The organism is Streptomyces sp. CA-111067, from assembly GCF_050956065.1.
Classification (GTDB): domain Bacteria; phylum Actinomycetota; class Actinomycetes; order Streptomycetales; family Streptomycetaceae; genus Actinacidiphila.
In genome coordinates this window covers 4608718-4633321 of the sequence record NZ_CP192103.1, presented here as the reverse complement: position 1 = coordinate 4633321, position 24604 = coordinate 4608718, and the positions used below count along the sequence as shown (strand labels likewise).

The 24604-nt window shown below is 72.2% G+C and carries 26 protein-coding genes; 11 read left to right on the top strand and 15 right to left on the bottom strand.

Annotated features, from left to right (window positions below; translation table 11 throughout):
* Positions 1 to 91: 91 nt before the first annotated feature.
* Positions 92 to 2176: a glycosyl hydrolase family 28-related protein gene (locus ACQPW6_RS20215; protein ID WP_433891055.1), complete on the top strand. Its 2085-nt coding sequence runs from the start codon at positions 92 to 94 to the stop codon at positions 2174 to 2176.
* Between the two features lie 172 nt (positions 2177 to 2348).
* Here ACQPW6_RS20215 and ACQPW6_RS20210 read toward each other — a convergent pair whose 3' ends face one another.
* Positions 2349 to 2969, bottom strand: a complete 621-nt coding sequence (locus ACQPW6_RS20210) for a DUF2785 domain-containing protein (RefSeq protein ID WP_433891054.1) — start codon at positions 2967 to 2969, stop codon at positions 2349 to 2351.
* Positions 2970 to 3686: 717 nt separating this feature from the next.
* Here ACQPW6_RS20210 and ACQPW6_RS20205 point away from each other — a divergent pair.
* Positions 3687 to 4121, top strand: coding sequence for a protein-tyrosine phosphatase family protein (locus ACQPW6_RS20205; RefSeq protein WP_433891053.1), 435 nt, complete (start codon positions 3687 to 3689; stop codon positions 4119 to 4121).
* A gap of 204 nt (positions 4122 to 4325) precedes the next feature.
* On the opposite strand, the gene ACQPW6_RS20200 is transcribed toward ACQPW6_RS20205, so the two are convergent.
* Together ACQPW6_RS20200 and ACQPW6_RS20195 are read right to left on the bottom strand one after the other, a co-directional pair.
* Positions 4326 to 4979: a GNAT family N-acetyltransferase gene (locus ACQPW6_RS20200; protein ID WP_433891052.1), complete on the bottom strand. Its 654-nt coding sequence runs from the start codon at positions 4977 to 4979 to the stop codon at positions 4326 to 4328.
* Complete coding sequence (locus ACQPW6_RS20195) at positions 4976 to 5527, bottom strand: DinB family protein (RefSeq protein ID WP_433891051.1); 552 nt, start codon at positions 5525 to 5527, stop codon at positions 4976 to 4978. Before ACQPW6_RS20195 ends, ACQPW6_RS20200 begins: the two co-directional genes overlap by 4 nt.
* A 70-nt stretch (positions 5528 to 5597) precedes the next feature.
* On the opposite strand from ACQPW6_RS20195, the gene ACQPW6_RS20190 reads away from it, so the two are divergent.
* Complete coding sequence (locus tag ACQPW6_RS20190; RefSeq protein ID WP_433891050.1) at positions 5598 to 6542, top strand: helix-turn-helix transcriptional regulator; 945 nt, start codon at positions 5598 to 5600, stop codon at positions 6540 to 6542.
* 74 nt (positions 6543 to 6616) lie between these two features.
* Here the strand turns inward: ACQPW6_RS20190 and ACQPW6_RS20185 are convergent, their stop codons facing one another.
* Together ACQPW6_RS20185 and ACQPW6_RS20180 are read right to left on the bottom strand one after the other, a co-directional pair.
* Positions 6617 to 6838: a DUF397 domain-containing protein gene (locus tag ACQPW6_RS20185; RefSeq protein ID WP_433891049.1), complete on the bottom strand. Its 222-nt coding sequence runs from the start codon at positions 6836 to 6838 to the stop codon at positions 6617 to 6619.
* 4 nt (positions 6839 to 6842) lie between these two features.
* Complete coding sequence (locus ACQPW6_RS20180; protein ID WP_433891048.1) at positions 6843 to 7703, bottom strand: helix-turn-helix domain-containing protein; 861 nt, start codon at positions 7701 to 7703, stop codon at positions 6843 to 6845.
* On the opposite strand from ACQPW6_RS20180, the gene ACQPW6_RS20175 reads away from it, so the two are divergent.
* Together ACQPW6_RS20175 and ACQPW6_RS20170 are read left to right on the top strand one after the other, a co-directional pair.
* Complete coding sequence (locus tag ACQPW6_RS20175; RefSeq protein ID WP_433891047.1) at positions 7696 to 8628, top strand: ATP-binding protein; 933 nt, start codon at positions 7696 to 7698, stop codon at positions 8626 to 8628. The two genes, ACQPW6_RS20180 and ACQPW6_RS20175, sit on opposite strands and share 8 nt — an antisense overlap.
* The gene (locus tag ACQPW6_RS20170; RefSeq protein WP_433891046.1) at positions 8625 to 9305 is read left to right on the top strand and encodes a hypothetical protein; all 681 of its coding nucleotides are present in this window, start codon (positions 8625 to 8627) and stop codon (positions 9303 to 9305) included. Before ACQPW6_RS20175 ends, ACQPW6_RS20170 begins: the two co-directional genes overlap by 4 nt.
* A 21-nt stretch (positions 9306 to 9326) precedes the next feature.
* Here the strand turns inward: ACQPW6_RS20170 and ACQPW6_RS20165 are convergent, their stop codons facing one another.
* Genes ACQPW6_RS20165 through ACQPW6_RS20155 form a run of 3 tightly spaced genes read right to left on the bottom strand, consistent with a single transcriptional unit; the run spans position 9327 to position 10963 of the window.
* Positions 9327 to 10178 carry a DUF5753 domain-containing protein gene (locus tag ACQPW6_RS20165; protein WP_433891045.1) on the bottom strand — a complete coding sequence of 284 codons (852 nt, stop codon included), beginning with the start codon at positions 10176 to 10178 and terminating at the stop codon, positions 9327 to 9329.
* 25 nt (positions 10179 to 10203) lie between these two features.
* Positions 10204 to 10731: a DUF6879 family protein gene (locus tag ACQPW6_RS20160; RefSeq protein ID WP_433891044.1), complete on the bottom strand. Its 528-nt coding sequence runs from the start codon at positions 10729 to 10731 to the stop codon at positions 10204 to 10206.
* Positions 10712 to 10963, bottom strand: a complete 252-nt coding sequence (locus ACQPW6_RS20155) for a hypothetical protein (RefSeq protein WP_433891043.1) — start codon at positions 10961 to 10963, stop codon at positions 10712 to 10714. Before ACQPW6_RS20155 ends, ACQPW6_RS20160 begins: the two co-directional genes overlap by 20 nt.
* A gap of 219 nt (positions 10964 to 11182) precedes the next feature.
* Here ACQPW6_RS20155 and ACQPW6_RS20150 point away from each other — a divergent pair, with 219 nt between their 5' ends.
* The gene (locus ACQPW6_RS20150; protein ID WP_433891042.1) at positions 11183 to 11479 is read left to right on the top strand and encodes a hypothetical protein; all 297 of its coding nucleotides are present in this window, start codon (positions 11183 to 11185) and stop codon (positions 11477 to 11479) included.
* A gap of 306 nt (positions 11480 to 11785) precedes the next feature.
* Here ACQPW6_RS20150 and ACQPW6_RS20145 read toward each other — a convergent pair whose 3' ends face one another.
* Positions 11786 to 12151, bottom strand: a complete 366-nt coding sequence (locus ACQPW6_RS20145) for a hypothetical protein (RefSeq protein WP_433891041.1) — start codon at positions 12149 to 12151, stop codon at positions 11786 to 11788.
* Between the two features lie 167 nt (positions 12152 to 12318).
* Between ACQPW6_RS20145 and ACQPW6_RS20140 the strand changes: the two genes are divergently transcribed.
* The 4 genes from ACQPW6_RS20140 to argS all read left to right on the top strand — a co-directional run bounded on the left by ACQPW6_RS20140 (position 12319) and on the right by argS (position 16045).
* Positions 12319 to 12678, top strand: a complete 360-nt coding sequence (locus ACQPW6_RS20140) for a hypothetical protein (RefSeq protein ID WP_433891040.1) — start codon at positions 12319 to 12321, stop codon at positions 12676 to 12678.
* Complete coding sequence (locus tag ACQPW6_RS20135; RefSeq protein WP_433891039.1) at positions 12675 to 13730, top strand: hypothetical protein; 1056 nt, start codon at positions 12675 to 12677, stop codon at positions 13728 to 13730. The genes ACQPW6_RS20140 and ACQPW6_RS20135 overlap by 4 nt, the downstream gene beginning before the upstream one ends.
* A complete protein-coding gene (locus tag ACQPW6_RS20130) occupies positions 13727 to 14107 on the top strand; it encodes a roadblock/LC7 domain-containing protein (protein ID WP_433891038.1) in 381 nt (126 codons plus the stop codon). The genes ACQPW6_RS20135 and ACQPW6_RS20130 overlap by 4 nt, the downstream gene beginning before the upstream one ends.
* 135 nt (positions 14108 to 14242) lie before the next feature.
* A complete protein-coding gene (gene argS / locus ACQPW6_RS20125) occupies positions 14243 to 16045 on the top strand; it encodes an arginine--tRNA ligase (RefSeq protein WP_433891037.1) in 1803 nt (600 codons plus the stop codon).
* A 56-nt stretch (positions 16046 to 16101) separates the two neighbouring features.
* Here argS and ACQPW6_RS20120 read toward each other — a convergent pair whose 3' ends face one another.
* The 3 genes from ACQPW6_RS20120 to ACQPW6_RS20110 form a co-directional block, all read right to left on the bottom strand.
* Positions 16102 to 17283, bottom strand: coding sequence for a hypothetical protein (locus ACQPW6_RS20120; RefSeq protein ID WP_433891036.1), 1182 nt, complete (start codon positions 17281 to 17283; stop codon positions 16102 to 16104).
* Between the two features lie 221 nt (positions 17284 to 17504).
* Positions 17505 to 19277, bottom strand: coding sequence for a purine-cytosine permease family protein (locus ACQPW6_RS20115; RefSeq protein WP_433891035.1), 1773 nt, complete (start codon positions 19275 to 19277; stop codon positions 17505 to 17507).
* Positions 19278 to 19613: 336 nt separating this feature from the next.
* Entirely contained in the window at positions 19614 to 20699 is a 1086-nt protein-coding gene (locus ACQPW6_RS20110; protein WP_433894600.1) for a substrate-binding domain-containing protein, read from the bottom strand.
* 201 nt (positions 20700 to 20900) lie between these two features.
* Between ACQPW6_RS20110 and ACQPW6_RS20105 the strand changes: the two genes are divergently transcribed.
* Positions 20901 to 21449, top strand: coding sequence for a MarR family winged helix-turn-helix transcriptional regulator (locus ACQPW6_RS20105; protein WP_433891034.1), 549 nt, complete (start codon positions 20901 to 20903; stop codon positions 21447 to 21449).
* On the opposite strand, the gene ACQPW6_RS20100 is transcribed toward ACQPW6_RS20105, so the two are convergent.
* The 3 genes from ACQPW6_RS20100 to ACQPW6_RS20090 all read right to left on the bottom strand — a co-directional run bounded on the left by ACQPW6_RS20100 (position 21439) and on the right by ACQPW6_RS20090 (position 24381).
* Entirely contained in the window at positions 21439 to 22233 is a 795-nt protein-coding gene (locus ACQPW6_RS20100; RefSeq protein WP_433891033.1) for a class F sortase, read from the bottom strand. The genes ACQPW6_RS20105 and ACQPW6_RS20100 overlap by 11 nt on opposite strands.
* Positions 22230 to 23033 (bottom strand): hypothetical protein, encoded by an 804-nt coding sequence (locus ACQPW6_RS20095; RefSeq protein ID WP_433891032.1) that lies wholly within the window; start codon positions 23031 to 23033, stop codon positions 22230 to 22232. The genes ACQPW6_RS20100 and ACQPW6_RS20095 overlap by 4 nt, the downstream gene beginning before the upstream one ends.
* 169 nt (positions 23034 to 23202) lie before the next feature.
* Positions 23203 to 24381 carry a PP2C family protein-serine/threonine phosphatase gene (locus ACQPW6_RS20090; RefSeq protein ID WP_433894599.1) on the bottom strand — a complete coding sequence of 393 codons (1179 nt, stop codon included), beginning with the start codon at positions 24379 to 24381 and terminating at the stop codon, positions 23203 to 23205.
* Positions 24382 to 24604 lie beyond the last annotated feature (223 nt).

The following is a 24604-nucleotide window of genomic DNA, read 5'->3' as shown; positions in this document are numbered from 1 at the left end:
CACCTCGCCTGACGCTCTCTCCGCCTCCCCGCGCCCAGTGCGCCTCAGGCGCTCACGCTCCCGACACTCTCCCGAGAGAATCGAGCTTTCGATGTCACGTCGCATCACAGGTGCTGTGGCGAACTGGTCCGGCAGATCGCGCCGAAGAACCGCCGTAGCCGTCGCGTCGGTGACCGCGACCGCCGTGGGCCTCGGCATGCTGGCCGGCGCCCCGGCGTTCGCGGGCACCGGTCACGGAACCGGGGCCGGGCACGGCGCGCCGGCCGCCGCCCCGGCCGTCACCCGCGCCGCCCTCGACCCGTCGCTCAGCGCGGGCCGCGGCGCGAACGTCGGCTTCGCCGAGCAGGAGGCGGAGAGCGCCGCCACCGACGGCACCGTCATCGGCCCCGGCCGGGACGCGTACACGCTGCCCGCGGAGGCGTCCGGCCGCTCGGCGGTGACGCTGAAGCCGGGCCAGTACGTGGAGTTCACGCTGCCGAGCGCCACCAACGCGATCAACGTGCGCTACAGCATCCCGGACGCGCCGACCGGCGGCGGCATCACCTCGCCGCTGAACGTCACGGTCAACGGCGGCGCCAAGAAGTCCATGACGCTGACCTCGCAGTACGCGTGGCTGTACAACCTGTACCCGTTCTCGAACGACCCCAACGCCGACATCCTGCACCCCGACTACTGGGTGACGGAGTGCAGTTGCGTGCCGCAGGACACCACGCCGACCCCGGTGTTCGCCAAGCCGTTCCGGCCGAACCACTTCTACGACGAGCAGCGGATGCTGCTCGGCCGTACCTACAAGGCCGGTGACAAGGTGCGGCTGGCGGTCCCGGCCGGCGCCGCGACCACCACGATCGACCTGCTCGACTCGCAGCTCGTCGCGCCGCCGAAGATCGACATCGTGGCCGCCAACGTGCTGCTGTTCGGGGCCGATCCGACCGGCCGCCGGGACTCCGCGCCGGCCATCGACAAGGCCATCGCGTTCGCCAAGGCCGCCCACCTGAAGGTCTACATCCCGCCGGGCACGTACCAGGTCAACCGGCACATCATCGTCGACAACGTGACGATCGAGGGCGCCGGCAACTGGTACACGGTCATCAAGGGCCACCAGGTGACGCTGAGCACCCCGGCGCCCGACGGCTCCGTGCACTCCGGCGTCGGCTTCTACGGCAAGGACGCTTCGGCGGGCGGCAGTTCGAACGTCCACCTGTCCGGTTTCGCGATCCAGGGCGACGTCCGCGAGCGGGTGGACACCGACCAGGTCAACGGGATCGGCGGCGCGCTGAGCAACTCGACCATCGACGGGCTGTACATCCAGCACACCAAGGTCGGCATCTGGCTGGACGGCCCGATGAAGAACCTGAAGATCACCAACGACGTGATCGTCGACCAGATCGCCGACGGGGTCAACTTCCACACCGGCGTGACGAATTCGTCGGTGTCGAACACCTTCGTGCGCAACTCCGGTGACGACGGCCTGGCGATGTGGTCGGAGAAGACCGAGGACGCGAACAACACGTTCGACCACAACACCGTCCAGACCCCGGTGCTCGCCAACGGCATCGCGATCTACGGCGGCACCGACAACACCGTCTCGGACAACCTGATCGCGGACCCGATCCGCGAGGGCAGCGCCATCCAGGTCGGCTCCCGGTTCGGCTCCGAGGCGTTCACCGGCAAGCTGTCGATCACCGACAACACCACGGTCAGGGCCGGGACGTACGAGCTCAACTGGAACATCGGGCTCGGCGCGATCTGGTTCTACGCGCTGGAGAAGAACATCGACGCGGACATCCAGGTGACCGGGGACAACTTCCTCGACAACACCTACAACGCGATCATGCTGGTGTCCGACTTCCCGGTGAAGGACCTGTACTCGATCACCAACGTGCACTTCAAGGACATCAAGGTGGACGGCACCGGTACCTCGGTGCTCAGCGCCAGGTCGTCCGGCGGCGCCACCTTCCAGAACGTGGACGCCCGCAACGTCGGCGCGGTCGGCATCAACAACTGCGGCTCGTTCAACTTCACGCCCACGGGCTCGGAGTTCGCGGTGACCGACCTCGGCGGCAACGACGGCGGCGGCACCACCGGGCCCTGGCTGGCCTCGTGGGAACTCCCGAACACGATCACCTGCGACGACCGCCCGGCCGTCGTCCCGCCGCCGGCCCCGACCACCTGGTAAGGACCGGCAATCCGGTGAACACCGCGCGGCAGCTTCCTGTGGATCTTGCACAGGAGCGCCCCGCGGGCCGCTACCGCGAGTAGCATCCACAACTGCACCGCACAAGACCGCGCGGCCGTCCGGGAACACCCCCGGGCGGCCGCGCATACTGCGATCAGGGCGCTTTCGGGGGTCAGCCGAGCCAGTAGTACGGCAGCCGCAGCAGTTCGGCGACGCGGCCGGCGACGGCCGGGGCGTGCGGGGGTACGCCCTCGCCGTCCGCGAGCCCGCGGACCAGGTGCAGGTGCAGGGCCTGGAGGGTGGCGAACGTGTTGAACGCCCACGGCTCAACGGCCCCGGGCCCGCCGCCTTCGAGCCGCGCGGCGACGATGTCGAGCCAGCCGGTGGCCTCCGCTTCGGTGAGGCCGGGGGCGAGCAGGATCCGGGTGACCGCCCGGGCCAGCCGGGCGTCCTCCATCTGCACGTAGCGGTAGTCGGTGTCGGTCACGGTGAACCGCGTCGCGCACAACTGCAGGATCTCGCAACGGAGTTCGGGCACCGCCTTGGCGAACGCGGCGGCGGCGTCGGCCCCGTGGGCGACGGCGTGCAGCCACCCGAGCTCGTCGTCCCACCCGCGCACGTCCCGCTCCCGCGGATACCACCCGGCGAACGCGCCGTACCACCGCCGCACGTCGCCCTCCCCGACAAGCCCCCGGTCGAGCACCACCCGCAACACCAGCGGCGCGAACGCCCGCGCCTGCACCTCAGAATGCGTCAGCCGCTCCGCGGCGGAATCCCCCAAAACGCCGAGCACGCCATCGAGCCGCCCCTCCCCGACCCACCGCGCGGTAGCGGTATACCCGCAGTCATCCCGCAAACCCGGATCCCGAGCACCAAGCACCCGCCCGAGCTCCCGAGCCACCCCCGCAGCATCCCCACCGGGCCACAAAAACCCCCGTTCAACAACCCGCCCCCAGTCAACCCCACCCTCAACACCCATCGCGCCACCTTCCCACAAGCCCCCGCGGGCGCGACACACGCCGGGGCGACGCGACCCGAAAGGGGCGCGGGGCTGTACCCAATCTGCGGCTGCCGCCGCGCGGGCGCGACACACGCCGGGGGACTCGCGCCGGGGGCGACGCGACCCGTAAGGGGCGCGGGGAACTGCGCCACCAGCCACAACGGACCCGCACCCGACCGCGCGACCTCAGGGGCCACCCACCCAGGGGCGCGGGGCTGTACCCAATCTGCGGCTGCCGCCGCGCGGGCGCGACACACCCCGGGGCGACGCGACCCGAAAGGGGCGCGGGGCTGTGTCCGATTTGCGGCTGCCGCCGCGCGGGCGCGACGCACCCGGAGGAGACGCCCCGTCAGGGGCGCGGGGAACTGCGCGACAAGCCACAGCGGACCCGCAGCCGACCGCGCGACCTCAGGGGCCACCCACCTAGGGGCGCGGGGAACTGCGCCACCAGCCACAGCGGACCCGCACCCGACCCCGCAACCCCAAAGCGTGCGCGCCTAACCTGGCCGGATGGCCGACCCATGGGATCCTTCCGCCCCCGGCGTGCTGAAGCTGCCGTCCGGGCGGCTCATCCTCGGCCGCGGGTTGCGGCACCCGCTGCCGGAGGGGCCGGCGCCGACCCTCGGCGTCTATCTCCTGGGGAAGGCCCCACCCGCGACCCCCTGGGAAAGCCACTGGCTGCACTGGCCGGACTTCCGCCTCCCCACCGACCGCGCCGCGACCGCGCGCCTCCTCGCCGACGTCTGGCACCGCGCCGAGCGGGACCGCGTCGAGTTCGCATGCGTCGGCGGCCGCGGCCGCACCGGCACCGCCCTGGCCCTGCTCGCCGTCATCGACGGCGTCCCGCCCGCCGAGGCGGTCGCCTTCGTGCGCCGGCACTACGACAGCCACGCCGTGGAAACCCCCTGGCAGCGCCGCTACGTCCGCACGTTCACACCGAATTGACGCCCTCCTGCCCCGGGGACCGGGCCCGTAAGGGGCGCGGGGCTGTGTCCGATCTGCGGCTGCCGCCGCGCGGGCGCGACGCACCCGGAGGAGACGCCCCGTCAGGGGCGCGGGGAACTGCGCGACAAGCCACAGCGCACCCGCACCCGACCACGCAACCCCAAGGCGCACCCCCAGTCATGAGCCGGCCCGGAGGGCCCCCGCTCAGAACTCGACCCGCATCACGACCCTCCGCAACGTCGGCTTGCTCACCTCCGTGAAGCCCGCCTCCTCGAACACCTGCCGGCTGCCGACGTACAGCTCGCCCCACGTGATGTCCACGCCCGGGCGGGTGATCATCGGGTAGCCCTCCAGCGCTCGCGCGCCCCGCTCGCGGGCGAAGGGGATCGTCGCGCGGGCGAGGGCGTAGGTGACGCCTCGGCGGCGGAAGCCCTTGCGGGTGACGAAGCAGGTCACCGACCAGACGCCGGGGTCGTCCTTGTCCTCGTCGCGGCCGGTCCACGGGACGCGGGTGCGGGTCAAGCGGGGGTAGGCGGTGCGGGGTTCGACCGCGACCCAGCCGACGGGCTCGCCGTCCAGGTAGCAGACGAGCCCGCTGGTCGAGGGGGCGCCGGGCGTCCCGCAACCGGTCTGCTCGCGCAGGCCCGCCGCCCGTTCGCCGACCGGCACCGAACTCCAGTCCTTGTCCCGGATCTTGAAGAACTGGCAGCGGCAGCGCGCCGGTTCACCGGTCGTCCCGAAGACCGCTTCGAGGTCGTCGCGTGAAGCCTCGTTCGCCGGCAGGACGGTGAACCGTTCTACCGCGATCGGCCCGCCCGGCTCCTGCGCCTGCTCCTGCTCCCTCTCCGGCGGCGTCACTGCGGCGGGTCCTCTCCGACCAGGCCGTCGACGGACTCGCGGATCAGGTCCGCGTGCCCCACGTGCCGCGCGTACTCCTCGATCATGTCGACCAGCAGCCGCCGCAGGCTGGGCGATTCACCGTTCCTGAACGTGATCGCCCCGGCGAACCCGGGCCCGCCCTCCTCCAGCGCGAGCCGCACGCCCGCGCGCGACCGCGCCACGGACTCCTCCCAGAGCGCCATCAGCTGCTCCGGGCTGTCGTCCGCCGCCGTCCGCCACTCCCAGTCGGGGTCCGCGTCCCAGTCCACCACCGCCCAGGGCGGCGACAACTCCCGCCCGAGCAGCCGCCGCGAGAACATGTCGTCCTCCACCAGCGCCAGGTGCTTGAGCAGTCCGCCCAGCGTGACCGGCGACGGCCCGACCGTCTTGCGCAGCCCCGCCGCGTCCAGCCCGCCGCACTTCCAGGCGAACGTCCGCCGCTGCCGCTCCAGCGAGCCGATCAGCGTATCGGCCTCGTTCCCCGCGACCGGCGGCTCCCGCAGGACCGCCTCGTTGCTCTCATCCATGGGCGGCAAGCTATCGTCCATTCCGGACGATCCACGTCCGGAATGGCGGCGAACCGCGGGGAGGAACCCGATGGGACCGGACGAGAGCCCGACCGCCCGGGCCCTGCTGCTCCTCGAACTCGTCCAGAACAGCCCCGGCATCACCGCGGCCCGCCTCTCCAGCCGGCTCGGCGTCTCCGAACGCGCGGTACGCCGCTACGTCGGCATCCTGCGCGAGGCCGCCGTCCCGATCGAGTCCGCCCGCGGCCCGCACGGCGGTTACCGGGTCGGGCGCGGACTGCGGCTGCCGCCGCTGATGTTCACCACGACCGAGGCGCTCGGCCTGGTGATGGCCGTCCTCGACGGGCATCACGACGCCGCCGACCCGGACGATCCGGTGGGCAGCGCGATCGGCAAGATCATGCGGGTGCTGCCGGAACCGGTGGCGGGCCCGGCCGAGGCGATCCGCCGGGTCAGCACCTACGGCGGCGACACCGGTGCCTCCAGCCCGCACCCGGAGACCACCGCGCTCCTCGTCCAGTCCTGCGCCGCCCGCCGCCGGCTGCGGATCGGCTACTGTCCGGGCCCCGGCCGGGACCGCACCACGGACGTCGACCCGTGGGCCGTCGTCGTCAGCCGCGGCCGCTGGTACCTGCTGTGCTGGTCGCACGCGGTGGACGCCCGCCGGGTGCTGCGGCTGGACCGGGTGACCGCCGTCGACGTCCTCGACACGACGTTCACGGCCCCGCCCGGCCTGAACCCGGTCCAGGCCCTGGAGGAACACCTCGCGGAGGGCTGGCAGTACGACGTCGAGCTCACCGTCGAGGCCCCCGCGGCGACCGTCGCCACCTGGATCCCCCGCAGCCTGGGCCGCTGCGACCCGCTCACCCCGACGCGCACCCGCGTGGTGGCGACGACGGAGGACACGTCCTGGTACGCGGCCCAACTCACTGCGATCCAGGCTCCGTTCAAGGTCGTCAAGCCCCCCGAACTCCAGGAGGCCGTCCACACCGTGGGCCGCCGCTTCCTGGGCTGACCCGGACACGACGAAGGGCGCCCCGCCGCCGGGGCGGTGGGGCGCGTCATCACTGCCGCACAACGGGTCTGCTGCTACAGCGCGTTGAACTCCCCGGCGGCCACGCCGGACACGAACGCGGTGAACTCCGCGGCCGGGAAGACCAGCGCCGGGCCGTCGGGGTTCTTGCTGTCGCGCAGCGCGCGGGCGCCGTCGGGGAGGGCGGCGACCTCGACGCAGTCGCCGTTGTTGCCGGAGAAGGAGGACTTCACCCACTCCAGGCGCGCGGCCGAAGCAGACTCGATGTGCGACGTCATTGCGCTAACTCATTTCCTTGAGGGCGTCCGCGATGAGCGCCCGTGACTTGGTGACGCTTGATGCCGCCATGTTGAGGCGGCGGAACAACGTGGTGTACGAGTCCACGTCGGGGGTTTCCTCGTAGTACACGGTGCTGGTCGGCGACTCGGTGTAGACGATGTCCGTCTCGGCCGTCGAGGCGAAACTCATGATGACGAACGGCCCGTAGAGGCACGCGTTCATCGGGTCGTCCTGCGGCAGCACCTGGAGCTGGACGTTCGGCATCCGGCTGTCCTCGATCAGCGCGTCCAACTGCTCGGACATCACCTTCTTGCCGCCGACCTGGTGGTACAGCACGCTCTCCGCGACGATCCCCCAGAACTGCACGGGCGTCGGCTTGGTGAGCACGTTGCGCCGCTCGGCCCGCACCTCGCGCTGCGCCGTCACGTGCTCCGGTGTCGCGTCCGGCACCTGCAATTCGATGAGCGCCTGGGTGTATTCGGGGGTTTGCAGCAGGCCGGGGATCAGACTGGTCTGCACGTTGTACAGCTCGATCGCGTCCGATTCGACCGCCGCGAAGGAGCCGTACTCCGAGTCGACCGCGTTCGAGTAACGCGACCACCAGCCCTTCTTCCTCGCGTTGCGCGACAACGTCTCGATGTCGGCGCGCTCCGCCGGATTCGTCACCCCGTACGCGTCCAGAAGCGCGCGCAGGTCGGGCAGGCGGATGCCGGACTGGCCGCCCTCGATGCGGCTGATCTTCGACTCGGCGGACTCGAAGACGCGGGCGACGTCCGCGTGCTTGAGGCCCGCGGCGACCCGCAGGTCGCGGAGTCGGCGGGCGAGGCGTCGCTGACGGATCGTCGGATTGTGATTGATGGGCACGGGCGGGGTCGCCTTCCTCGTACTTCGTGCAGGTCAAGTGTGCCGTTCAGTGGCTGCGAGAGCAACACGTATTGGAAGTTCACCACTTTGGGTACTTGACACTTTGGAAGGCCCAAGGTGCACAGTACCTACTACGGCCGGGATCGATCCTGGCTACGGCACTCGCCGAGCATGGCATCGCAGCCAACTACCATACAAGGGGGTAAACATGACGGTTCATCGGATGGAACAGGTGCGCTATCGCCGTTTTCGTCCCGCTGTTCGATCGGCCCGGCTCCGGGCGCGGGAGTTAGCCGATGAGTGGGGACTCACCGAAGTGGCCGATGCGCTCGAATCGGCCGTGAGCGAGCTGGTCGCGAACGCGGTCGTCCACGGGCGGGCGGCACGCGGAAGCCGAGTGTCGGTGACGTACCGGCTGGAGGATCGCGGGCTGCGGGTGGAGGTGCGGGACTGGGCGACCGGGATGCCGAAGCTCGGCCGGGCCCCGGCGCCCGACCCGGCCCCGGACTGGGTCCCGGACCCGGAACCCGCCCCTGACCCGGCCTCGGACCCCGTCTCGGCCTGGGACGACGTCGAGGCGGAGAGCGGCCGGGGGCTGCGGATGGTGGCGGCGCTCACCGACCGGTGGGGGGTGGTGCCCCGGGTGATCGGCAAGAGCGTGTGGTTCGAGCTGCGGGTGGCGGTGCCGCCGGCGCGTCCCGCGTCCACACTGCCCGCCGGGCCGCCGGAGCCGCCGGAGCCGCCCGGGGCCCCGATACCGTCCGCGCCCCCTTCGCCTCCCGAGGCGCCGCCGCCGTGGGACGCGCTGCGCAGAGCGGTACGCGGTACGGGGCTGCCGCTGCCCGGCTGCTGTCAACGCGCCCGCCGGGTGCGGACGTTCACCCCGGCCGCCCCCGCCGCCACCCGCCCTACGGAGCACGCATGACCGACAGGCCCGTACCCGACAACCCCTTACCCGACAACCCCTTACCCGCCCGGGCCGGGGCGCCGACGGCCTACGCGGCGCGATACCCCAACATCCCGTACATCGCGGCCTGGAGCGCCGAACAGCCGCTGCGCCCAGGGCTGTTCACCGACCGGTGGGGCCGGATCGCCTACACCGACGAGGTCGGCACGGACCGCGACAGCAACGGCGTGCTGTGGACGCGGGTCGGCCTGCGGCAGGGGCAGGGCGTGCCCCAACTCGGCCGTATCCACCCGCTACGGCAGCGCCGCGTGATGCGCGGACTCCTCTGCCAGGTGTGCGCGGGCCCCGCCGACCGCAACGAGCAGGGCATCCTGTGGCTGCTCAGCGACCAGACCGACCGCCCGGGTCCCGACTGGCCGGACTGGCCGGAGGACACCGCCGCCACCCACCCCCCGGTCTGCCTCCCCTGCGCCCGCCTCGCCACCCGCGCCTGCCCCCACCTCCGCGCCGGCCACGTCGCCGTCCGCGTCCGCGAGGCCCCGATCAGCGGCGTCTACGGCGCCCTCTACCACCCCCGCTCCCCCACAACGGTGGACGACGCCCTCCTCGACCACGCCGACCCCCGCACCCGCCACCTGATCGCCGCCCAACTCGTCCGCAAACTCCACGCCTGCACGATCGTCCCCCTCCCCTGAGCCCCGGCTCCGCCACCGGCCTCACCGCAGAGCGTCGATGGCCCGCACGATCAGCTCGCGGGCGTCGGCCCCGTAGACGGCCATCTGCCGCAGCTGCTCGAACGCCTGCAGATAGAGGGCGATTTCACTGGGCTGCGTCACGTTGACCTGCGCGGACAGCAGTTCGACGGCCACCAGGGACTGGTCGAAGACGCTGAAGGTCTCGGCGGCCCACAGCCTGCGTTCACGGGTCGCCATGGGGATGATGCCGAGCGAGACGGCCGGCAGGGCTCCGGCGCTGAGCAGGTAGCCGAGTTGAGCGGCCATCGCCTCGGCGTCGCCGAGCTGGTAGCGCAGCACGGCCTCCTCGACCAGCAGCACGAACCGGTGCCCGGAGTCATGGATGATCTTCGAGCGTTCCAGCCGCGCGGCCGCCGCTTGCTCGCCGTCGTCAGGCAGGCCGAGGAAACGGGCGTTGGTGCTGAGCAACGCCTGCGCGTAGCCCTCGGTTTGCAGCAGGCCCGGGACGAGCGTGGTGGTGTAGATCCGGAACGTCTCCGTGGAGCGGTACAGCGTCAGATAGCTGTCCTGCAGCTTCCTCAGCCCGTCGCGGGCCTTCCGCCTCCACTCGGTGTAGAGCGACTCGGCGTGCAGCGACGCGGCGACGAGGTCCGCCACCTGATCCTCGGCGCCCGCCGCGCGGCACCACAGCCGGATGTCGGTCGGGGAAGGCGGGGTGCGGCCGTTCTCGATCCGACTCGTCTTGGCGTGATGCCACCCGCACCGACCGCCCAACTCGACGACCGTCAGCCCGGCCGCCCGCCGCAGCCCGCGCAGCCGCCGCGCGACATCGTCACGTGCGGCCTGGGCTGCGGAGGACGGGGAGGTGGGCATGGTCAGGTCTGCGGGTGCTTTCTGGTTAGCGGATCTCGTACTGGTCGTGCGGTACGGCACGCTCCCAGATCGTCTCGAACGCCTCGGAGCACTGCCTGGCAACGGCCGGGTCAGTGGTCAACTCCATGTCAGTTGCGGACCAGTTGCCGTCGCCGGTGAAGTGGTTGAACAGTACCGTCGCGCCGTCGAAGACCCACAGGTCGCTGCCCGGCACAAGAAGGGTCGCCGCCCGCCGCCGGGGCAGCCACCGAACCTCCTCGCCGGCGAGGATGTTCACGGCGGTGCCCGCGTGCTCGTAGCGGATGTACTCGGTGACCGGCTCGGAGACGATCCGGGCGCGGCGCACGGCCACGCCACGGCTTCGAGCCCTGGAGATCAGGTCCATCCACGGCGCCCAGTAGTCGGAGGCCGGATCGGCGTCGCGCCGTCCGCTCTTCCGCCAGTCGGCGAAGTCGTCGGCCTCGTCTTCGACGCCGTAGACATCACGCATCTCCAGGTGCACGGCGGAGGCGCGGGCGGAGTCCATGAGGGTCTTAAAGTCGATCTGCGGCATCGCACGCCTTCCTGAGCAGCGGGATCAGGTGGGCCGGGAATCGGATGACGGTCTCGTGGGCGGGGATGCCCTTCACGTGGCCGGGCACGGTGTTCTCGGTGGCTTCTTGGCGGGTCGCGTCGTCGGCGGTGTAGCTCTGCAGGACGATGTCGCGCGTTTCGGTGTCGACCCACGCGGTGGGTGATCCGTTGAGTCCCGTCTCGGGGTCGACGCCGACGAACAGTAAGGCCATGGCGGTGGTCTCCCTCATGTGGTGCGCTGTTGTGCACCACTGTCGAGCTGGCACGCGCAGCCGTCAAGAACGCATTCAGCCATCTGGACCGGCCGAAGCAATCTGCGCACACTGGTGCACAAGGCTCGCGGTCGTGCGGCGTCCGCTCGTAGCGTCAGCAGCACAGTGCCTCGCGGCCGGTACATCCGGCCCGGGGCGGCGCCAGGAGAGGGCGGCCGGATGGATGAGTGTGCGGGGGAGCTGCCTTCGGTGCGCGGGTTGTTGGACGAGTCCATGCCCGTGCCCCGGGTCAGGTCGCTGGAGGCCGCTTGCGGGCGGATCGCGGATCGGCCGCTTGCCGGGACGCTCGCCGAGCTGCGGCAGGCGCTCGCCGGGCCCGTCAGCGGGGAAGCCCGGCGGCGGCTGCATGTGCTCGTGAGCACCCTCTACCACCGGGCCGGCGCCTCGCTGCCGCTCACCGAGAAGCTGCGGGCCGAGATCGAAGCGGCCCCCGGCAACCAGCACACCGAGGAGTGATCACCATGTCGTGTTCGAACCCCGACTGCCGCAAGATGGGCTGCCCCACCGACCCCCCTCCGGGCAATCACCGGCAATGAAACACCGACCGGCGGGCACGCACAGAAACGGAATTCTCACGGTGCGTGCTGAATGCGTTCCTCGCGAATCCATGGGGGACGCGCGACCGGTGGGAGGGGTGTTTTCTGTGGGGCGCGGGGCGGGAAAGGGGTAATTCGGCGGGCGGTTGCCTGACTACCGGTCGGCAATGGCCGCGTGCATATTCACTTTTGCCGCGCTTGCCGGCGCGCTTACCCGCGGGTGCCGTCAGACCTGGAGGTCGCTCTCGATGCCCCGGAGCACGTGGCGGGCCAGTGCCAGGTTGGCGCGGCTGCGGTCGAGCGCGAGGTACAGGAAGAGGGAGCCGCGGGCGCTGGTGAGCAGCCGGATCAGGTGGTACTGGGAGCCCAGGGTGATGAGGATGTCCTCGATGCTGTCGTCGATCGCCAGCATCGACAGCGTGCGGATCTTGGCGCGGACCACCTCCGTGTTGCCGGCCGCCGCCACCTCCAGGTCAAGTCCCCTGCCTCCGCCCTGAGTTCCGAGCGCCATGCCGCTGTCGTAGTCCACGAGGGCGACTCCGATCGCGCCCTCGATGGACATCGCTTCTTTGAGCGCCGACTCAATGTTCACTGGGAATTTCCTTGGTTCGGGCGGGTCCACCGCTGGCACGGGCAGCACAGGTGCGTACAGCACGGGCGCGGGACCGGCGTGACTTGAGAATCGCCATACGCGATCACGATCGAAAGACTTCGGCGTTAAAGTAACCTGCCAAGTGTTCGAAAGTGAAGGGGTGCTCCGTGGACGCGCTGGACTCGGTACTCGGCGAAGTCCTTTCCGCCGCGGGTGCGTCCGGCGCGGCCGTCGTGGACGCGGTGACCGGGCTCACCTACGCGGAATCGGGCGACTGCGCCGCGGCCGGCAGCGGATCCGAGGTCTGCCGGCTGCTGACCCTCATCGACGAGCGGCTGCACGAGGCGGGCGCGGAGGGGGAGTTGGAGAACGTGGTGGTGACCGGCTCCAGGACCTACCACGTCGTGCACGTCGTGCCCCGGCAGGGCGATCCGGTGCTGCTCTCCGCCGTGCTCGACCGCGCCGACGCCAACCTGGCGCTGGCCGCACGGCAGTTGGCAGCCGTCGCCGGCGGCCTGCACGCATGACGGCGGCGGGCGGCGGGCGCCGCGAACCCAGGAACGTCCCCTCGCTGCTCACCTCCCTGCGGCAGGAGGGCTTCACCGGCGCGGTCGAGGTGGAGGGCGGGCCCGGCGGCACGATCTTCCTGCGGGACGGCCTGGTCGGCGCGGTCGAGACCCCGGCCGCCCCCTCCGCCCGCTCGCTGCTGCTCAGGTCGCAGCGGATCGGCGAGGAGGACTGGGAGGCCGCGCTCGCCGCCTGCGCTGACGGCGAGCGGCTGGAGGCGGCGTTGACGGGCCGGGGCCTGATCTCGGCCGCCGAGCTGTCGATCGTCTGCACCGCCGCGATCTTCGACGGCGCCTTCGCCATGGCCCTGCATCCGGTGACCGGTTGGCGCACCAGCCCCGGCAGCGTCCCCGAACTGGCCGCCTCCCCGGGGCAGGAGCCGGCCCGGCTCACCGAGGAGACCGCGCTGCGGCTGCGGACACTGCGCGAACGGCTGCCGTCCGTCGGCGAGTTCGCCCGGACCGCGGTACGTCCTGCCGCCCGCTCCGACCTCGACCGGCTCGCGGCCCGCAGCCGCGCGCTGCTGCTCGACGCCAACGGGCGCCGCACACCGCGCGATCTGGCCTTCACCTCGGGGCGCGGGGTGTACCCGGTGATGCTCGACCTGGCCCGGCTGGCCGCCCGCCGGTTCGTCGTCCGGGACGGTGACGCGCCGCCGGCCCGCCCGCTGCTGACCGCCCGGGCCGCCGAACAGCCCGCGTCACCGCGGACCGGCGACGCGCCGCTGCCCCGGCGCAATCCGGGCGGCAACCTGCCGGCGGCGCGTGCCGCCGACCGCCCGCCGCGCGCCGGAGCCCCCGACCGGGACCAGGACGCCGTGCACGGCCTGCACCTGCTGCGCCAGGCCCTGCTGGCGTCGTCCGCGGAACCCGCCACCCGAGCCCCTGCCCGCCACGGCACCGGCCCGCACGACACCGCCGGCCACGACCCCGCCGCCCGAGCACCCGTCGCAGAACCGCCTGTCGCCGAGAGCGGGGCAGCGAACGACCGCCCCGAGGAGAGTGCACCATGACCAGTTCCGCACCGTACGAAGCGCTCGTCGGATCGCTCAAGTCCCTGCGCGAACGCGTCATGGGCGTCAACGAGTCCGTGATCTCCACTGCGGACGGCCTGCTCGTGGCGGCCGACACCGCGACCGCGCAGCCCGAGTCGGTGGCCGCGCTCGCCGCCGCGAGCCTGGGTCTCGGCCGCCGTACGGCCGCGGAGGCCGGGCTCGGGGGCTTGCGTGACGTCGTCACCCGGTGCAACGGCGGCTACGTCGTGGTGCTGGCCGTCGGCGACCACGCGCTGCTGGTGATCCTCGCCGACGAGGGCCTCGACCTGCCGGGTCTGCACCGGGAGTCGCCGGCCACCGTCGAACAGGTGCTGTCCCTGCTCAGCGCCGCCTGACCCGGTGATCGGGCCTCGCCCCGAGGGTCGCGGCGCCCGCTAAATCGCGGGCGTTCCCGGCGGCCGGGATGGCACTCTGGCGGCTCGGCCGCTCGTCGGGAGCGGTCGTCGCGGGGAGTGGAGGGCTGGGGCGAGATGGTGACTGGGGCGGTGCGGACGCTCAGGGAGGACGTCGAGGCGGCTGTGGTCGGGGCCGTCCGGCGCGCCATCGGCCCAGGTACCGAGGTGGATCCGCTGGTGCGCCGGTCGGAGCGGGCCGACTTCCAGTCGAACGTCGCGCTCTCGCTCGCGAAGAGCCTCGGGCAGCGGCCCGCCGCGCTCGCGCAGGCCGTGCGGGACGAACTGACCGATGGCAACCCGTGGTTGGCGGACGTCACCGTCTCCGGGCCAGGGTTCCTCAACCTACGGCTCGCCGATACCGCGTTGACCGGGCGGCTGGCGCAACGGCTCGCCGACCCGGCGCGGTTGGGAGTGCCGTGCTCGCGGGAGGGCGAGGTCACCGTCGTCGACTACTCCGGGCCCAACGTGGCCAAGGAGATGCACGTCGGGCATCTGCGGTCCACCCTGATCGGCGACTGCCTCGCCCGGACGCTGGACTTCCTCGGCGCGGACGTCATTCGGCGCAACCACGTCGGGGACTGGGGCACCAACTTCGGCATGCTCATCCAGTACCTGCTGGAGCACCCCGATCTGCCGTGGCGGGAACGGGACTTGACGCCGGCCGGCGGTGATTCGGCCGCACCCGCCACGTCTCCCGCATCCCCCGTCTCCGCGCTCGACGAGCTCTACCGGGCCGCCCGGGTGGTCTTCGACGCCGACCCCGCGTTCAAGGAGCGGTCCCAGCGGCGGGTGGTCGCGCTCCAGGCGGGCGACGAGGCCGCGGTGGCCGCGTGGCGGGAGATCGTCACGGAGTCCACGGCCGCGTTCCAGCGGGTCTACGCCCGGCTCGGCGTGCTGCTGACCCTGGACGACGTCGCCGGCGAGTCCTCGTACAACCCCGAACTCGCCGGTGTGCTCGGCGAGTTGCAGCAGGCCGGGATCGCCGTGGAGTCGGAGGGCGCCTGGTGCGTGTTCTACGACGACATCCGGGGGCACGACGACCGGCCGGTGCCGCTGCTGCTCCGCAAGAGCGACGGCGGGTTCGGCTACGCGGTCACCGACCTGGCCGCCGTACGGCACCGGGTGCGGGACCTCAAGGCGACCCGCATCCTCTACATGGTCGACGCCCGGCAGGCGCAGCACTTCACGATGGTGTTCAGGACCGCGCGGCGGGCCGGCTGGTTCGGCGACGAGGTCGAGACCGCGCACGTGCGGAACGGCACGATCAACGGCCCGGACGGCAGGCCGTTCCGGACCAGGGCCGGCGGCACCGTACGGCTCGAGGACCTGCTCGACGCGGCGGAGCGGCGGGCCGCGCAGGTGCTGGCGGAGAAGGCGCCGGACACCAGGCCGGCCGAACTCGCCCGGATCGCCCGGCTGGCGGGCATCGGCGCGGTGAAGTACGCGGAGCTGTCCACGTCCCGGTTGAAGAACTACAACTTCGACGTGGACCAGATGGTGTCCTTCAGCGGCCAGACCGGCGTCTACCTCCAGTACACGCACGCCCGGATCGCGTCGATCCTGCGCAGGGCGGCGGACGACGCCGCCGCCGGCTTCGCGCCGGGCGCCGGACTGGAGCCCGCCGAACGGGAGTTGGCGCTGCTGCTGGACGAGTTCCCCGCCACCCTGGACGCGGTGGCCGGCACCCTCGAACCCCACCGGCTGGCCGGCTACCTCTACGCGCTGGCCAAGACCTATACGGCGTTCTACGAGTCCTGCCCGGTGCTGAAGTCCGCGCCGGCCGTCCGGGCGACCCGGCTGGCACTGTGCCGGCTGACCGCCGCGACCCTCTCCCAGGGACTGACGCTGCTGGGCATCACGGCCCCGGACCGGATGTGACCGGCGCCCGTCACGCGATGTGACAGGTGGCGGTCACCGGGGCCGCGTGAGGCCCGTCAGCGGGCCCGGGTGAGCGGCGCGGGCTGCGCGTAGAAGACGCTCAGGACCGGGTTGGTCTTGGGCGTCCGCTTGACGCTGACCACGTGCAGCGGGCGGTACGGGGCGCGTTGGCCGACGATCAGCTTGCGCAGCGCGCCGGCCTGGGCGCTCGGGCCGGTCGCCAGGTACGTGTCCACCGAGGCGATGTCCATGCCCGTGCGCGCCATGGAGGCGTCGGCGCCGGGCGACGGGGCGGCGAACGCGGTGACGCTCACGGTGTGCGCCCTGGTCAGGTTCGCGAGCAGCGCGCACAGCCGCAGGTCCACCTGGCCGGCGACGAGCGCGGCGCGGGCGCCCGGGGTCAGGACGAGCCGTTTGTTCTTCAGCAGGGCCGCGCCGGAGAGCTTGCGCGCGGCCAGGTCCGCGGCCAGCGCGGTGGTGTACGACTGCGGGCCGGCGGGGGCGACGGACACCACGCTCGCCGGCCGGCCGCCGGGGCCGAACGCGGCCAGCGGCTGCCCGGCGGTGAACCGGTCGACGGTCTCGGCGCTGAGCAGGGTCCGCAACGGCCCGGTGACGACGGCGAGGTCGGCGCTCAGCAGGTCCTCCGCGCTGCCCCGGACCTGGCGCACGGCGGCGGCCGGGAGGCCGGCCTTGCGCAGTTCGGTGCAGACGGCGGCGTCGCAGGCCACCACATGGCCGGCGCCGATGTGCGAGCTGACCCACAGCGCGACCTGCCGCCGCACCTCGGGCGACGGCTCGGGCGCCTCGGGCAGCGTGGGCTGCGCGGTGGTGGCCGGCGCGGTCGGGGCCGCCGTGACGGTGGGAACGGCCGCGCCCGGCTTGGGAGTTGCGGACGCCGACACCTTGCCGTGGTCGGCGTGGCCGTCCCCGGAGTTCATCAGCACGATGGCGGTGGCCACCACCGCGACGGCCACGGTCACCGCGACCGGCAGCACGATCCGCCGCCGGGACCGTCCGGGCCCGGGCTCCCCGTCGCGCGGCCCGAACTCCCGTGGGGCGATGGGCGCCAGCCCGAGCCGCCGACGGGTGAACGAGCGCAGCGTGTTCCAGTAGATCCGCAGCCAGGACGGCTCTTTGGGAGGCAGCGGCGGCGGAGTCGGAGCCGGCGGTGCCGCGCGCGGGGGTTCGCCGCGGGGCGCGACGGGCGTGCGTGGTTCAAAGAAGTTCTGCGGCATCGCACTCGTTAGTGAGAAAAGGCAGCGGGCTGACCAGGCCGTGCCGAGACGAGCCGACAACAGGCAAGCGAATATCAGCACACCTGATCGAAACTGGCAAGGCCGGTCACCTACCGTCATCTCCGGGCACGATCAGCAAGCCACACCCCTCCCAGACGGCACCGTCGAACCGGCAGCACCCCTGGCCCGCGCCCGGCACGGGCCAGGGAGCGCCCCGGGCGTCAGGGCGAACCGGGAGCGTTCCCGGGGGTGGCCGCGGGCCCGGCGGGAGGCTCGGCCGAGCCCCCGGACGGCAGGCCGAGGCCCACGGACGGCAGGCCGAGGTCCACCGGCCCGGTGGCGACGGACTTGCAGGAGTCGTGGCAGTCCCGCTCCAGGCTGCAGCACAGCGAGCACACCGCGCCGCCGTGGAAGGGGCAGCCGGCCACGTCCGGGCGTTCGAAGTCCTCCGCGCAGACGGAGCAGGTCACGATCGCGGCCGACAGCAGGCCGTTCTCCAGGAAGAGCGGCTCCACCTGGTCGTCGGTGCGGGCGATGTAGTACCGGCCCTTGGTCGCCCAGGCGATCAGCGGCGACAGCACCATGGCGACGGCCAGCGCGATGAACGGCGAGAACGCCTTGCCGTACGCGCCGAAGGCGTGGAAGTACGCGGCGATCGAGACGGCCGAGGCGACCAGCATCGAGCCGAAGCCGACCGGGTTGAAGTTGTACAGGTGCGCGCGCTTGAACTCGATGTACGAAGGGCTCAGCCCCAGCGGCTTGTTGATCACCAGGTCGGCGACGACCGCGCCGATCCACGCGATGGCGACGTTGGAGTAGAAGCCGAGCACCGTGTTGAGGAAGCCGAAGACGCCGACCTCCATCAGGGTCAGCGCGATGCCGACGTTGAGGAAGATGTAGACCACCCGGCCGGGGTGGCGGTGCGTGAGCCGGGAGAAGAAGTTGGACCAGGACAGCGAACCGGAGTACGCGTTCGTGGTGTTGATCTTGATCTGGGAGAGGATCACGAAGAACGTGGCCAGGCCGAGCGCGACCGGCGCGGCGAAGGTCTTGATGCCGGAGACGTACTGCTGGATGGGCTCGTTGGCCTTCGACAGGCCGACGCTGCCGGCGATGTAGAACGCCAGGAAGGCCCCGCCCATCTGCTTCGCCGCCCCCAGCACCACCCAGCCCGGCCCGGCGCTGAGCACCGCGGCCCACCAACGGCGGCTGTTGTCGGGGGTCTTGTCGGGCATGAAGCGCAGGTAGTCCACCTGCTCGCCGATCTGCGCGATCAGCGACAGGGCGACGCCGGCGCCCGCGCCGACCCCGAGCAGGCTGAGCGACGAACCGGTGGGCGAGTTGCCGGCGAAGTGCGTGAACTGCTGGAACTTGTGCGGCTTCTGGATCGCGATCGACACGAACGGCGCGACCATCAGGACCAGCCACACCGGCTGCGTCCACACCTGCATCTTCGACAGCGCCGTCATCCCGTAGAACACCAGCGGCAGAATGATCAGCGAGCAGATCAGATAGCCGACGGCCAGCGGAATGTGCAGTCCCAGGTCGAGCGCCTGGGCCATGATCGAGCCTTCGAGCGAGAAGAAGATGAACGTGAAGCTGGCGTAGATGATCGAGGTGAGCGTCGAGCCGAGATAACCGAATCCGGCGCCTCGGGTCAGCAGGTCCATGTCGATCGAATACTTCGCCGAGTAGTACGAGATCGGGATACCGGTCAGGAAGATCGTGACCGCCGCCGCCAGAATCGCGATCATCGCGCTGCTGAAGCCGTTGGAGATGGCGATGGAGCCGCCGATGGCGAAGTCCGCCAGGTAGGCGATGCCGCCGAGGGCGGTGGTGGCCACCACATACGGGGTCCAGCGGCGGAAGGACTTCGGTGCGTAGCGCAGCGAGTAGTCCTCGAGCGTGGTGTTCTTCGTCCAGCCGTTGTAGCTGCGGGTCCTGGCTTCCGGTTCCGCGCCGGGGGGCGCTTGCGTGCCGAGTGTGTCCGTCACGGTGATCCCTCTTCCGCGCAAGGTGTCCGCCTCCCGGACGCCCCGGGCGGCGAGGGAAGAGTCCCGCCGTATTGTTTCTCCGCAGTTTCCGGTCCTTTAAATTGGCGGACCGCGGACGGAATTCGCATGACGCGCGTAGATGATAAGCCGCGAGGAATTCAGAAGGTAATTCGAGAGGCGCGGCGCCGACCGCGGGGAGGGTCGGCGCGGGACGGTGCCGCCCTCGGGGCCGCCGCCAGATGCTTCCCCTAGAAAGTATTTCCAGGGGAAGCTATTGTCAACGCCCAGGCAGGAGAAGCAGGTTGCCGCTCGCCGCACCGACTCCCGGAGGGGGGTTCAGAGTTGGGCCACCACGTCGAAGTCGAAGGCGTCCGCCCGTGCGAGGTAGACCCGCTGGTCGAGGTGGTTGCCGCGCAGCCGCAGCGCGCCGCGCGGGCCCTCGTAGCCCACGGTGCCGTCCGTCTCGCTGACCCTGCGCAGCGCCGCCACGGCCGGCGAGCCGGCCCGCTCCACCAGCGCGCCCAGCAGCCGCAGCCCCTCGTAGCAGGACTCCCCGAGGCTGCCGACGACCGGCGCCTCGACGCCGAAGCGCAGCGCGTACCGCCGGTTGAAGTCCAGGCTCTCGGCGGTGGCCAGCGTCTCGAAGTAGCCGGCCGCGGCCCACAGCCCGGCGGTCGCGTCGGCGCCGGTGGCGAGCAGCATGTTCTCGTCCATGTGGGTGCTCAGCCGCAGGCAGCGCTCGTGCAGGCCGCGGTCGGCGAAGGCCCGGTTGAAGCGGACGGCGTCGGCGCCGACCAGCAGCATCAACACCGCGTCGGCGCGGGCACGTTCGATCCGGCGCAGCACCTGGGCGAAGTCCGCCGTGCGGGTGCCGAGCGGGACGAACGCCTCGCCCAGCACGCGGCCGCCGCACCGCCGGGCGTGGCCGCGGGCGGCGCGGGCGGTCTCCCGCGGCCAGACGTAGTCGTTGCCGACCGTGCACCAGCGCCGTACGCCCATCGTCTCGGCCAACGCCCGCATGGCGGGCAGCAGATGGGCCTCGTCGGTCTCACCGGTGAGGAACACCCCGGGAGTTCGCTCGCCGCCCTCGTACTGCGCGGTGTAGACGTACGGCACCAGGTGCGCCACCCGCGGCGCCAGCGCCTTGCGGACCGCGGAGGTGTGCCAGCCCACCACCGCGTCCACCGCGCCGAGCCGGACCAGCGCCTCGACCTCGGCGGCCACCCGCTGCGGCGGCCCGCCGCCGTCCACCGCGGCCAGCCGCACCTCGCGGCCCAGCACGCCGCCGCTGACGTTGAGTTCCTCGGCGGCCAGCCGCGCGGACAGCTCGCAGGACGGCCCGAAGATGCCGCCGGGGCCGTGCAGCGGGACGACCAGCGCGACCGTCAGCGTGTCGTCCGCGGCGGCGCGCAGCCGCGGGATGTGCTGAGGTGGGACGTGCTGAGGTGGGCGCGGGGGCGGATCGGGTGGACCGGACGAGCCGGGTGGGTGCGGTGGTCCCAGGGACACGCGGCCACCTCCGGGGACTGTGCGGGCGACGAGGGTCGTGAACCCGGCCCCGGCACCCTTGCAGAGACCCCTGATGTGGCCGAACAGTAGACCTAGGGAAGGACACCGGCAAACATGCGATCCGATCCGGCAGGCAGGCCGTCGGCAGCCGCCTCGCCACAGCCCTCGCCGGCACCGCGGCGGGAGCCGGTGGCGGTGGAGGTGGGCGAACTGGCGCATCTGCTCAGCCATGCCGAGCGGCGGCTGGTCCGGCGGCTGAACTCGGTGCTGGCCGAGGTGGGTTGCACGCTGGAGCAGTGGCGGGTGCTGTCCGCGGTCGGCGACGGCGCGGGCCATCCCATGACCGAGATCGCCGACCACGCGCTGATGCCCGCGCCCAGCCTGACCAAGCTGGTGGACGCGATGGTGGCCGACAACCTGGTCTACCGCCGCCCCGACCCGGGCGACCGGCGCCGGGTGCTGCTCCAGCTCGCCGCCCGGGGCCGCACCCTGCACCGCCGCGCCGCCCGGCGGCTGGCCGAGGACGCCCCCCGCCTGTCACCCCCGGCCGGCGGCCTGGCGGCGGAGGGTGACACGGCAGGCGACTCCGAACTCGCCTCACTCGTCCAGGCGTTGGACCAGCTGACGGCCGCCCTCGGCCGTCGCGGCCCGCTCAGTGGGTGAGGTGCGCGAAGACGACGATGTTGCCGTCGTACGCGTGCGTGCGGGCGTTCCAGTCACCGCAGGTGATCAGCCGCAACTGCGGGTCGGGGGTGTTGCCGTAGACGTCCAGGGTGGGGAAGTCCTTCTTGGCGTAGGAGCGCACGGAGTCCACGCTGAAGACCGCCACCTTGCCGTCCGCGCGGGTGACGCGGATCTGCTGGTGCGGCTTCATCGCGCCCAGCTTGTAGAAGACGGCGGGGCCGGTGGCGTACGAGTCCACGTGGCCGAGGATGACCGACGGGCCGACCTGGCCGGGCGTCGGCGAGCCGTGGAACCAGCCCGCCTGCAACGGCTTGCCCGGCACCTGGACGCTGCCGTCCTTGTTCTGGCCGAGGTCGAGCAGCGCGCCGTGCACCCCGATGGACGGGATGGCCAGCTCGGTGGGCCGGGAGGCGGGCAGCGCCGAGCCGCCGCCGGTCGGCGCCGTGGCCGACGGGGTGCCGGCCGACGGGCCCGGCACGGCCGGCGCGGAGCCGCCCATGCTCGGGTCCATGCCCGGATCCATGCTCGGGTCCATACCCGGGTCCATGCTGTGCGTCGGCTGGCCGGCCGCGGCCGGGCCGGGCTGCGGCGGCGGTGAGGCACCGCCACCGCTGGTCCCGACCGCGACGGCCGTCAGCCCGCCCGCCACACACAGCACCGCGAGCACGACGAGCGCGACCGCCGTACGCCGGGAGTGACCGGTGCGGTCGGCGCGGTCGTCCCGGTCGTCCCGGTCCGCGGGTTGTGCGGCGTCGTCACTCATCGGGTGACGCTGCTCCGCCTGCGCAGCGCCCAGGTGCCGGCGCCGACACCGATCAGCACGGCGGCGCCGCCACCGGCGATCATGCCGTTGTCCGTGCCGCTGCCGCCCTGGGTGGCACCGTCACCGGTGTCCGCCGCGCCGTTGGGCATCGACGTCATCTGCGAGGCGGTGAACGCGCCGCAGAGCGCCGGGTCGGTGGCCTCGGCGGGCAGCGTCTTGTCCAGCTCGCTGGCGCCCAGCACGTTGTCGTACTTGCCGTTGCTGTTGTAGTCGATGCCGTGCACGACCAGGACGGCCTTGCCCGACTTCAGGTTCGCGGCCACGTCGTCGGAGACCTCGATCGTCCGGCTGTAGTTGACGCTCGACCCGGCCGGGAAGCGGGTGACGGCCAGCGCGCTCTTGGCGGTGCTGTCGCCGCTGGTGGTCAGCGACGTGCCGATCATGCCGTAGTCCTTCATCGCGTCGGCGACGTTGGTCGAGCTGTGGCCGTTGTGCGACTTGGCCTCGGAGGGCGTCGGACACGCCCCGGCGCCGTCCACGTGGATGTGCATGGCGTGCGGGGACGCGCCGCCGACCAGCCCGGAGGCGGTGACGGTGATCTTCGCGGTGTTGCCGGACAGCTGGATCATGGCCTTGCCGCTGCCGGTCACGTGGTTGGCGGTGACCGGGTTCAGCGTCGCCTGGTACGGGGTCCACGCCACCGCCGGTTCCGCCGGTGCCGCCCACGCCGCTGCCGGAAGTGCCAGCGGTACGGCCGCCACCGCCATGGCCGTCAGGACCCGTGCGTGTATGGAATGCATGGCTGTGCCCTTCACTCGCGGTGACCGCTCGGTCCGGCGGACCGCGAGTCGCGGCCGGCTGCCGCGGCTGCCACGGGACCGGGGCGGCCGGAGAAGGTGTCTCCAGCGGTGCATTCGGAGCGGGCGCGGGTGAGGATTGGAACACGGGAGCGATTGGCGTAAATGTTCCCTATGTACGGGTGGGGCGGTAGGTACTGATGGGCGGATCGGGGCGATTGGCGCGGTTTGCGGTCCCGGCCGGAGCCGGGGTGGGAGCGGGGGCGAGGGCGGGAGCCGGGGCCGGGGCGAGAGCGGGAGCCGGGATCGCCCGGGCCGCCGAGCCGTTGGCCGGCGCCGAACCGCCGCCCTCCGGGGTGCGGAAGCGGATCAGCAGCATGGCCGCGTCGTCATGCAGCGGTCCCTCCGAGTGCTGGACCAGGTCGGAGCGCAGCGCCTCCAACGCGGCGTCCGGGTCCGGATCCTTGAGTAAGTGGGCGCGCCGGCCCAGCGGATAGAAGGCACCGGTGTGGTCCCTGGCCTCGGTGACCCCGTCGGTGTACAGCAGCAGCTGGTCGTCGGGGGCCAGCGCCACCGGGAACGGCACCGGCCGGTCCTGGTGGTGCGCGCCCAGTCCGAGCGGCAGCGAGAACTCCGGTGGCTCGGGGAAGCTCACCCCGCCGTCCGGGTGGACGATCAGCGGCGCCGGGTGCCCGTAGTTGAGGAAGGTGGCGCCGCTGTCGGGCCGGATCTCGGCGATGACGGCCGTGACGAACTTCTCGCCGTCCAGCGCGCGGTCGGCGGCGCGCTGCACCCGCTCACCGACACCGGTCAGCTCCGTCTCGTCATACGCGGCCTCCCGGAACGCGCCCAGCACCACCGCCGCGGTCTCCACGGCCTCAAGTCCCTTGCCCTGCACGTCGCCGATGATCACCCGCACCCCGGCCGGGGTGGCCACGACCTCGTACAGGTCACCGCCTATGCGGGCCTCCGCGACCGCCGAGGTGTACGACACGGCCACCCGCAGATGCCCGGCGCTGCGCGGCACCGGGCGCAGCAGCACCCGCTGCGCGACCTCGGCTATGGAACGGACGCTGGCGAGCTCCGCCTCGCGGCGCTGCCGCATCACCGCGGCGATCAGCCCGGCGATCGTGACGCCGACCACCGACGCCATCGCCGCGAAGCCGCGCCGCTCCTCGAACAGGTCGTCGTAGACCCCCAGCGCGCAGCACAGCGCGATGGCGATCACCCCGACGAAGGCCGTCCGCCGCCAGCCGCCGACCAGGCCGGAGAACGCCGGCCCGAGCGAGATCATCGGCAGCAGGCCCACGCTCGACCCGGCCGTCATGTCGACCACCGTGACCAGAGCCATCACGGCGTACGGCAGCACCACCAGCGAGGGCGGTACGGCGTGCCGGTCCGCGGCGCGCCCTGCCACGGCGTGCGCCGAGCCCACGTCATCCGCGAGCGGTACGGCCTCCGCCGGGGATGCCCGCCCGCTGCCCGCCGTCATGCGCCCCATCGCGCCCACCTCCCCGCACTTCCACCGCCCCGGCCCACCCCGGTGCAACTTCACTCAACGTTAGCGAATCCAC